The sequence below is a fragment of the Aeromonas sp. R1-1 genome (assembly GCF_040908495.1).
GTDB classification, from domain to species: Bacteria; Pseudomonadota; Gammaproteobacteria; order Enterobacterales; family Aeromonadaceae; genus Aeromonas; species Aeromonas veronii.
Window position 1 is genome coordinate 1 of the sequence record NZ_JBFODV010000127.1, and the last position, 7501, is coordinate 7501.

Annotated in this window: 5 protein-coding genes; all 5 read right to left on the reverse strand. The window is 62.0% G+C overall.

All coding sequences use genetic code 11. The annotated features are described in order from the left end of the window. The coding region (gene guaD / locus AB5Y92_RS07435; RefSeq protein WP_368226245.1) for a guanine deaminase at nucleotides 1-1274 on the reverse strand (1274 nt) is incomplete at its 3' end. A gap of 51 nt (nucleotides 1275-1325) precedes the next feature. Continuing rightward, nucleotides 1326-2849, reverse strand: a complete 1524-nt coding sequence (locus tag AB5Y92_RS07440) for a nucleobase:cation symporter-2 family protein (protein ID WP_164536776.1) — start codon at nucleotides 2847-2849, stop codon at nucleotides 1326-1328. A gap of 95 nt (nucleotides 2850-2944) precedes the next feature. Beyond that, a complete protein-coding gene (locus tag AB5Y92_RS07445; protein ID WP_368226247.1) occupies nucleotides 2945-5842 on the reverse strand; it encodes a molybdopterin-dependent oxidoreductase Mo/Fe-S-binding subunit in 2898 nt (965 codons plus the stop codon). Continuing rightward, a complete protein-coding gene (ygfM, locus tag AB5Y92_RS07450; RefSeq protein ID WP_204383217.1) occupies nucleotides 5839-6615 on the reverse strand; it encodes a molybdopterin-dependent oxidoreductase FAD-binding subunit in 777 nt (258 codons plus the stop codon). The genes AB5Y92_RS07445 and ygfM overlap by 4 nt, the downstream gene beginning before the upstream one ends. Before the next feature lie 80 nt (nucleotides 6616-6695). Next, a partial coding sequence (locus AB5Y92_RS07455) for an amidohydrolase family protein (RefSeq protein ID WP_368226249.1) occupies nucleotides 6696-7501 on the reverse strand: 806 nt, incomplete at its 5' end.

Below are 7501 nucleotides of genomic sequence, written 5' to 3' on the forward strand. Positions count from 1 at the left end.
TAGATGGATCTGTCATCCCCCAGGGTCAACAGCACAAAGAGCTTGTCCCGCAGGGTGGTGGAGTTGTCATAACGCAGCTGCTGCAGCGGGGTAGCGACCGGGTCGAGCACCACGAAGTCCGCCTCCTTGCCCACCGCAAAGCTGCCGATCTTCTCGTCCAGCCCCAGCGAATGGGCGCCGCCCAGGGTCGCCAGATAGAAGGCCTGATAGGCGGAGAGCCGCTCGCCCTGCAACTGCATCACCTTGTAGGCCTCGTTGAGGGTCTGCAGCATGTTGAAGGTGGTACCGGCGCCGATGTCGGTGCCCATCCCCACCTTCACCTGCTTGCGCCACGCCTTGTGCAGCTTGAACAGGCCGCTGCCCAGATAAAGATTCGATGTGGGACAGAAGGCGATAGTGGAGCCGGTCTCCTTCAGGCAATCCCACTCCTGCTCTTCCAGATGGACGCAGTGGGCAAACACGCAGTTGTGGCCGGTCAGCCCATGCTGGTGATAGACATCGAGATAACCCTTGTGCGCCGGGAAGAGGGATTTTACCCAGGCGATCTCGTCCTTGTTCTCGCACAGATGGGTGTGCAGATAGGTGGTGGGAAACTCTTCGCGCAGTCGCCGCGCCATCGCCAGCTGCTCGGGTGTCGAAGTGGGTGCAAATCGTGGTGTGATGGCATAGAGCAGTCGACCGTTGCCGTGCCAGCGCTCGATAAGCTGCTTGCTCTGCACATAGCTGCTCTCGGCGGTATCGAGCAGATAATCGGGCGCATTGCGATCCATCATCACCTTGCCGGCGATCATCCGCATATTGATACGGCTCGCCGCCTCGAACAGGGCGTCTACCGACTCGGGGTGCACTGTGCCGAACACCAGCGCCGTGGTGGTGCCGTTTCGCAGCAGCTGTTTGATAAAGAAGGTGGACATCTCGCGGGCATACTCGAGATCGTTGTAACGCCGCTCGGCCGGGAAGGTGTGGCGGTTGAGCCACTCCAGCAGCTGCTCGCCATAGGCTCCGACCATCTCGCTCTGGGGATAGTGAATGTGGGTATCGACAAAGCCCGGCACTATCATCTTGCCGCGATAATCCCGCACCCGTACTTCGGCCGGAATACGATCTTTCCCCTCCTCCCACTCACCGAACCAGTCGATGCAACCGTTGCGAATGATCAGCAGACCATCCTCGATAAGGCGGGCGTTGGACTCAATCTCCTCGGGCTGATCCACCACCCGGGTGATATCGAAGAAGCTGCCGCGTACCGCTTTGACAGAGTTGTCGTTTTTCATAACCGTTTCCCTGTTTTTCTTGTTCTGTTGACGTTTTTGCCGGTTTAACCGTCAGATCCGTTCCACTTGTGGCGCCACCGCCTGCCCGGGCACTGGCTCTGGTGAACCCTCACCCTTGCTGGCCGATGGCTGGCCCGCACTGCGGGCGGTAAAGCTCACATCCGGCTTGTCGCTCAGCTGGATCACCTCCACCGCCTCGGCATCCCTGACGGCAGCCTTGCGCTTGCGGCTTTGCGGCAGCACCAGATTCATGATGATGGCGGTGATGCCGCCGGCGCAGATGGGGTTCTCCACCAGCATGTAGATACCCGCCGGCAGCACCTTGAAGACGTTCGGGTCGTAGGAGACCCCGAGCCCAAGGCCCAGCGAGGTGGCGACAATCAGGGTCTCCCGCCGATCGAAACCGTGGCTGATGATGATGCGACCACCGGCGATGGCGATCATCGAGAACATGATGACCATGGCGCCCCCCATCACAGGTGACGGTATGGTGGTAAAGAAGCGCCCCACCACCGGGAAGAGCCCCAGCAGCACCAGAATGACGGCGATAAACTTGCCCACATGGCGTGAGGCCACCCCGGTCATCTGGATCACCCCGTTGTTCTGGGCAAAAGTGGTGAGCGGCAGGGAACCGAGGGCCGAGGCGATCACCGAGACCAGACCGTCCGCCAGTACGCCGCCGGAGAGCCGTTTTTGAAACTCGGGGCCCTGAATATCCCGGTGGGAGACCATGGCGGTGGCGGTGATGTCCCCCACCGCCTCCAGCACGCTCAACAGATAGATGGTGCCCGCCAGCATAAAGGCGTGAAAATCGAAGGAGAAACCGTACTTGAACGGGATCGGCACCGTAATAAGCGGCAGGTTTTCAAGGGCGGAGAAATCCACCATGCCAAGCATCAGGGCCACCGCATAACCCACCATCAGACCGATGGCGATGCCGCTCATCCGCAGCAGCGGGCTTCGGCTGCAGTTGAAGGCGACGATAACGCAGAGCACCAGCAGCCCCAGCCCGATGTGCTCGTATTTGCCAAAGGTGCCGCTGCTCATGGCGGAGAAGCCGCCGCCAAAGTCGATGATCCCCACCTTGATAAGGCTCAGGCCAATCATCAGAACCACTACCCCACTCACGGTCGGGGTGATCACCCGCTTGAGGTAGGGCAGCACAAAGGAGGAGCCCATTACCAGAAAGGCACCGACAAAGGAGACCCCGAGCAGGGTCGAGACAATCAGCTCCTCATGGATGCCATCTTTTTTCATGGCGCCACCGAGCGCGATCATCACGGTGACGAAGGAGAAGTTGACCGACTGGATGGAGAGCAGCCCCGAACCGATGGGGCCATAACGGTTTACCTGCAGCCAGGTGCCGATACCGGAGGCGATCATCGCCATGGAGACCAGATAGGCGGTGATCTCGGTAGAGAGGCCCAAGGCGCCGCCGACGATCAGCGCCGGGGTCACCATGGGGACAAAAATAGCCAGCAGATGGGTCACTGCTCCCATCAGGGTTTGATAAAACGGAGGTTTGTCTTCCAGCTCGTAAATGAGATCCGAGTGCTTGCGTGTTGTTTTAGACATCATGTTTGTCCCATCACACAGAATGTAGGCGGAGTACTCATTCCGCCGTCAGGCGCTGGGGGCGAGCTGGCGCCCGCCCCTCACCTTTTCTTTTGTTATACCGACATTTTTTGCTCCAGCTTGCCCAGCTCGCGCAGGATCTGCTCCGGCGTGAAGTGCCACTTGCGCAACCAGACACCACAGGCGTCGTGGATGGCGGTGGCGATGGCAGGCGCCGCGCCGTTGACCCCGATCTCCGAGATGGACTTGGCGCCGTAAGGGCCGACCTTGTCATCACTCGGTACCAGGAAGGCCCGGAAGTCGCGCGGAATATCGCCAATCTTGGGCGCGCCATAGCTCTTCAGATCCCGGGTGAGCGGGATGCCCTTGCTGTCGTAGCAGATCTCCTCGGTCATGGTGTGGCCGATGGCCCGCATGGTCGCCCCGTAGATCTGGCCAAGGGCCAGCTCCGGGTTGATGGGGGTGCCGCAGTCGAGCAGGGCGTAGAACTTGTCGAGCCGGATCTCGCCGGTTCTGACGTTGACCGCCACCTCGGCGAAGTTGGCCCCATACGGGAAGGCAAGCTCAGAGGTGATGTAGCTGGCGGTGCCCACCAAAATGCCGAAGCCGGTACCGGTCTCCGCCTTGTGGGCCAGCTTGGCGAGGCTCACCTCCCCCAGCTTGCCGCGCACCAGGCCCGGGTGAACCAGCTCCACATCCTCCACCGGCTCGCCCAGCATGGCGGCGCCATGGAACAGGATCTTCGCCTTGAGGTTCTCTGCCGCCATCTTGGCCGCATTGCCGGAGAAGCAGGTGCCTGACGAGGCGTAGGCTCCCTTGTCGAACAGCGCATGGTCGGTGTCGCCAGAGATCACATGCACATCGCTGAGCGGGCAACCGAGCACCTCGGCGGACAGCTTGGCGACCACGGTATCGAGGCCGGTGCCGATATCGGCGCCACCGGAGTGAACGATAAAGGTGCCGTCCGATTCCAGCTTGACCATGCAGTTGGCCTGATCGATATCGGGGATCCCCGATTTTTGCATGATGATGGCGACGCCACGGCCGATGCGCCAATCCCCGTCAGCGGGTTTGGGGCTATCCCAGGCAATCAGTTCGCGACCCTGTTTGAGGATGGGCTCGAGGGCGCAGCTGGCGGCGTGGGGCACAGAGGTAGGCATCTTGCCCTCGCCGATGGCCCCCAGCACCTTGAGGACGTCCCCTTCGTGCACCCGGTTGTGCTCCACCATGTCGAGCTGATCGATGCCCAGTTTCTCGGCAAGTTCCGCAATCGCCATGGTCAGGGCAAAGTTGCCCTTGGGCGCGCCGTAACCCTGATAGGCCCCGGTCGGACAGATGTTGCTGTAGTAGGTGTTGACGGTAAAGCGCACGTTGTCGCACGGATAGAGCGGCAGGGAGAGCGCCGGGCCGTTGCTCGGCACCGTCAATGAGTGGTTGCCGTAAGGGCCGGTGTTGGCGCGAAAATCCATGTCGATGGCGGTGATGGTGCCATCTTTTTTGGCCCCCACTTTCACCTTTACCTTGGCCACGTGGCGGGAGGTGTTGCTGATGAACTCCTCTTCACGGGAGTAGCGGAAGGTGACGGGACGGCCGGTGACCTTGGTCGCCCAGGCGCACACCTCTTCCAGCAGGATGTCCTGCTTGGAGCCAAAGCCGCCCCCTACCCGCTCCTTGATCACATGCACCTGATGTTGCTTGAGACCGACGATGCGCGCCACCTGACGGCGCACGTGCCACGGCACCTGAGTGGAGGCGTGAATAACCAGACGATCCCCATCCATGTAGGTGAAGCAGATGTGCGGCTCGGTCGGGCACTGCTGGGCCTGGGTCGATTCGTAGGTGCGTTCGACTATCTCGTCCGCCTCGGCAAAGCCTTTTGCCACGTCACCAATCTGGCCATGAACGCTGGCGGCCAGGTTCTCGTGGGGGCGGGAGCCGATGGGGAAGTTGATGATCATGTGCTCGTCGCCGCGGCGCACCGAGCAGGCGTTCTGCTGCTCGAGATCCGCAGGCGCACCGGCCATGTAGACAATGGGCTCGTCGTGCACCAGGGGTGCATTGGGAGCCATCGCCTCATCGATAGTCATGACCGCTGGCAGAACCTGATACTCGACCTCGATGAGTTTGAGGGCCGCCAATGCGATGGCTTCGCTCTCGGCCACCACAGCGGCAACACGATCACCGACATGGCGCAGCTTGCGGCTGAACATGCGGCGATCGAGCGGTGACGGCTCGGGGGCACTCTGACCACCCGGGGTGTAAAACACATCCGGGCAGTTGAGGTGGGTGATGACATGCACGACGCCCGGCAGCGCCTCGGAGCGGCTCACATCGAGTCTGGTGATCACCGCATGGGGATGGGGACTGCGCAGCATCTTGATGATCAGCGCATCTTCAGTAACCCGATCCTCCACGTAGCAGGGCTTGGCCTGCACCATCTTGGCGGCGTCCACTTTTGGGCAGCTCTTGCCGATATGGCGCAGATCGTCGCGAAACTCGGGGGCGATCTGGCACAGGTAATCGGGATCCTTCATCCGTGAGCAAGCTAGCTCGATGGCCTGATAGAACTGCTGATAACCGCCGTCGCGGTGAAACAGGCCCGAGAGGGCATCGTCGATTTGATCACGGGTGGGCTCGGGGTGGCGATCAAGCAGGTCGGTGACGATGAGCGCGGCGGCCGGATCGTTGTAGCCCGACTGCACCACGCCCACATCTACCATCGCCTGCTGTACCAGACTGAGCTGGTTCCAGCTGCCCAGCGACTCGGCGGTGCGCACCTCTGATCCATCCAGTTGTGCGGCGATCAGCAGGGAGGCGTTGATCACCTTGCCGTTGAAGAGAATGGCGTCGGAGCCGGCAAAGCCAAAACCGTCGTCGCTGTTGCGCACCGAGTGCATCCGGCACTGGTTGAACAGCACCCGCTGGGCATTCTCGCCAGCCGGGGTGATGACAGTGCGCAGGGCGCCGTTCAGTGTGAAGTTGAGTTCCATCATGCCTGTACCTCCTGCTGCTGGCACTCGACCAGCAGATCCGCCACCACTACCCCGCTGATATAGCGCTTGTAGGTCACGCTGCCGCCGAGATCCTCGCGCGGTGCAACCAGCTCGCTCACGGCCGCCTCCAGCGCGGCATCGTGCAGGGAGCGGCGCTCCACATCACGCAGGCGCATCGGCTGCGGCGTAACGCCAGCAACGGCGACTCGCATCTCGCCAAGGGCATCGAGGGCCACAGCGGCGGTCATTACCGCCAGACCGTCGGCGTTACGGCTGATGCGGCGAGTGGCGCAGCGCAGTGCGGGCTCCGGCAGCACCACCCCCAGCACCAGCTCCTTGCGCTGGCCCGCCAGATAGGCATCGATGGGTTGCAGCTGGTTGTTCTCCAGCACTACCACGGCTTCAAGCACCAGCAGTACCGGCAACAGCGGGGAGTCCTGCTGCTGGCAGGCAATTTCGCCGCCAATGGTGGCCTGATTGCGCAGATGGCGGGAGTAGACAAACCCCAGCGCCTCGCACAGGGCGGCCGGGGTACGGGGGTCGTCTTTGAGGGCTTGCAGGGTGACGGTGGCGCCGATGTGGAGTTGACCGTGCTGCTGCTCAATCTGGCCAAGTCCGAGCTTGTCCAGCGAGATGGCGACCTTCTTGTCGGTGCGGGTCGGGGCTGCGTTGAGCTTGCTGCCGCCCCCCATGTAAACGGCGTCGTTGCCAAAGCGGGCCTTGAGTTCCAAAGCCTGACCCAGTTGTTCGGGTCGGAAGAATTGCTCAATCATGTGTCGTCCTTACTCTTGCAGCCCGCCGCCGGGGAGATCCACAGGGCGGGCAATCCGGTCCAAAACTGTGGAGGGTGGCCCTAGGCCAGCTGATCCATCCGTTGCCACAGGCGGCTCGCCACCTTGCTGGCCTGCTGATAAATGGGCTCGACGTCAAAGGCGAACTCGCAATCCTGATAGACCATGCGTCCCTCGACCATCACGCTGTTGACCGAGGATGAGCCCATACCGAAGGCGAGATGGCCGCCGAGGTTGCGCGGCGCCAGCGGGGTCGGTGCGGCGTAGTCGCAGATGGTGAGGTCGGCCTTGTAACCCGGCTCCAGGCGGCCAAATTTGGCGCCGAAGTTGCGCTCCAGCAGGGTGTTGCCGTTCCAGAGGAACCGGGCAAAGCTGTCGGGCCAGAGCGCTCCGCCGGCATCCTTGTGTTTGAAGTAGGCGAACTTGAGCTCTTCGAGCATGTCGGAGCCGATACCATCGGTGCCCAGCGCCAGATTGCGATACTCCGGCAGGTGCATGTTGTAGCCCACGTGGTTGTTCATGTTGGAGCGGGCGTTATGCACCAGGAAGGCATCGCGGCTGTTGAGCAGCTCGATGTCGGCCGGGCTCAGGTAGATGCCGTGGGCGATCAGGGTCTTGCTGTCGACAAGGCCAAACTCGTCCAGCCGGGCGATGGGCTCCTTGCCATAGTGGTGGTGGCCGTGGGCCATGTCGTAGCGGTCTTCCGCCACATGGATATGCAGCCCGCGACCGGTGACCTGCACCGCTTCGCGCAGCATGGCCAGCCCCTCGTCGGGCACGGTGAAGGGGGCATGGGCGCCGATATGAGCCTCCACCAGATAGGGTTCGTTCCCCTTGGCCTTGGCGGCATCAATGGCCTGCGCGAACA

Excerpts from the sequence above, each read along its gene's own strand:
- AB5Y92_RS07440 (WP_164536776.1), bottom strand. The coding sequence starts at position 2,849 with ATGTCTAAAACAACACGCAAGCACTCGGATCTCATTTACGAGCTGGAA.
- ygfM (WP_204383217.1), bottom strand. The coding sequence starts at position 6,615 with ATGATTGAGCAATTCTTCCGACCCGAACAACTGGGTCAGGCTTTGGAA.
- AB5Y92_RS07445 (WP_368226247.1), bottom strand. The coding sequence starts at position 5,842 with ATGATGGAACTCAACTTCACACTGAACGGCGCCCTGCGCACTGTCATC.